Origin of the sequence: Micromonospora sp. WMMD736 (assembly GCF_049179015.1) — a bacterium.
Classification (GTDB): domain Bacteria; phylum Actinomycetota; class Actinomycetes; order Mycobacteriales; family Micromonosporaceae; genus Micromonospora.
Window position 1 is genome coordinate 1 of record NZ_JBMHMI010000118.1, and the last position, 1,474, is coordinate 1,474.

A 1,474-nucleotide genomic window follows, 5' to 3' on the forward strand; every position below is an offset into this window, starting at 1 on the left:
GGCGTAGTAGCGCATCCCGGGCAGAAACGACACTTTGCGGGGAAACAGGTTGCCGAGGACGACCGTGCCCGCGACCACCGCGAACAACACGATCGGCCAGGGGCTGCCCAGATCACCGAGGCCGACCCCGGCATGCCCGACGAACAGCGCCAGCACCGAGAACATCATGAAGACGTTCCATTCCAGCGGCACGCCCATCGGGATCGCCGACAGGATGCCGAAGTGGAAGCACAACATGACTGTCGCGGCGATCGCCGTCGCCCAGCCGCCGTGCGAGAAGAACAGCACCAGTGGGACCAGCATCTCGATCGCCGTGCTGATGTGCGCGACGATCCGCGACACTCGGCCGGGTCGCAGATCATCGGGGAACTTCTCGAAGAACAGCCGCTTGAGCCGACGGGTCCGGATCAGCGGGTTGTTGCTCATCATCGTCGAGATGACGAACGGGAAATGCTTGTTGAGTTTCGACGTGGCCGCGCCGAGCCAGATCGTCAGGCACACCAGCTTGGCGGCGATGATGATGTCGGCACCGGAGAACAGGAAACACACCGCGAGCGACGCATAGACCTCACCGCGGGCAGCCAGGAAGATGACCTTGTCGCGTAGCCCCAGCACCGCGAGCACGCCGAGGATCGCCCAAATCTGCCAGACCGGCAGCACCCCGACGGTGGTGCCGAGCTCGGGGATCGGCCCGGTGCCGTCGGAGAACAGCGCGACGACGAGCAGCACCAGCAGTGCTGCGTAGAGGGCGGCATCCAGCGGGGTGCGGGTACTCCCTGTGGTCAGCGGAACGCGGGCCGGCCACGGTGGCAGCCGGATGGTGCCGGGGCGCAGCCAGTACAGGATCGATCCCATCGGCGGGAAGAACCGGTTGTTCAGCGGACCGAAGCCACACCCGAGCCCGACGACTTCGAACAGCATCGTGTAGAGCACGACCTTCTCGAACACGATCGGTTCGTCGTACCAGGAGGTGACGTTGGTGAAACCGTCGATGCCGTCGGTGGCGAGCACCACCAGCCATGCGCCCAGGAGGTAGAGCAGGATCTTGACCACGTAGAAGAGATGCAGTACGACCGGTGTCCCGAAGCCGACCTCGGCCCAGTGCCGGGCCATCGGCACGATCTTCTCCGCGCGGGTGCCCTTGCTCCACGTCTCGTAGTCGACGACGGGCGCGTCCTGCTTCAAGAAACCCATGGGCGACAGATTAGAACGTGTTCTAGTCTGCGGGAATCAGTTGGGTGGAGTTTCCCGATGTTCCCTCAGCCGGTCTTGGCTGGTGGCCGGTAGAAGATCGCCAGCTGGCCGATGCCGCCGGCCAGCCCGAGGCCGAGTGAGATCGCCAGGCCCCACCAGCCGTGCAGCAGGTCGTAGAACCCGGTGCCGGAGAACAGCGCGTAGTCCAGGCTGAGCTTGCCCGCACCGATGGTCGCGACACCGACGGCCGCACCGGCGAGCACCAGGTTGTACTCCCAGC

Annotated in this window: 2 protein-coding genes; both read right to left on the bottom strand. The window is 65.1% G+C overall.

Translation table 11 applies throughout. The features are described from left to right. On the bottom strand, positions 1-1,194 hold a 1,194-nt coding region (locus tag ACN269_RS34410), incomplete at its 3' end, for a DUF3556 domain-containing protein (RefSeq protein WP_421477471.1). A gap of 65 nt (positions 1,195-1,259) precedes the next feature. Beyond that, a partial coding sequence (locus tag ACN269_RS34415) for a hypothetical protein (RefSeq protein ID WP_421477473.1) occupies positions 1,260-1,474 on the bottom strand: 215 nt, incomplete at its 5' end.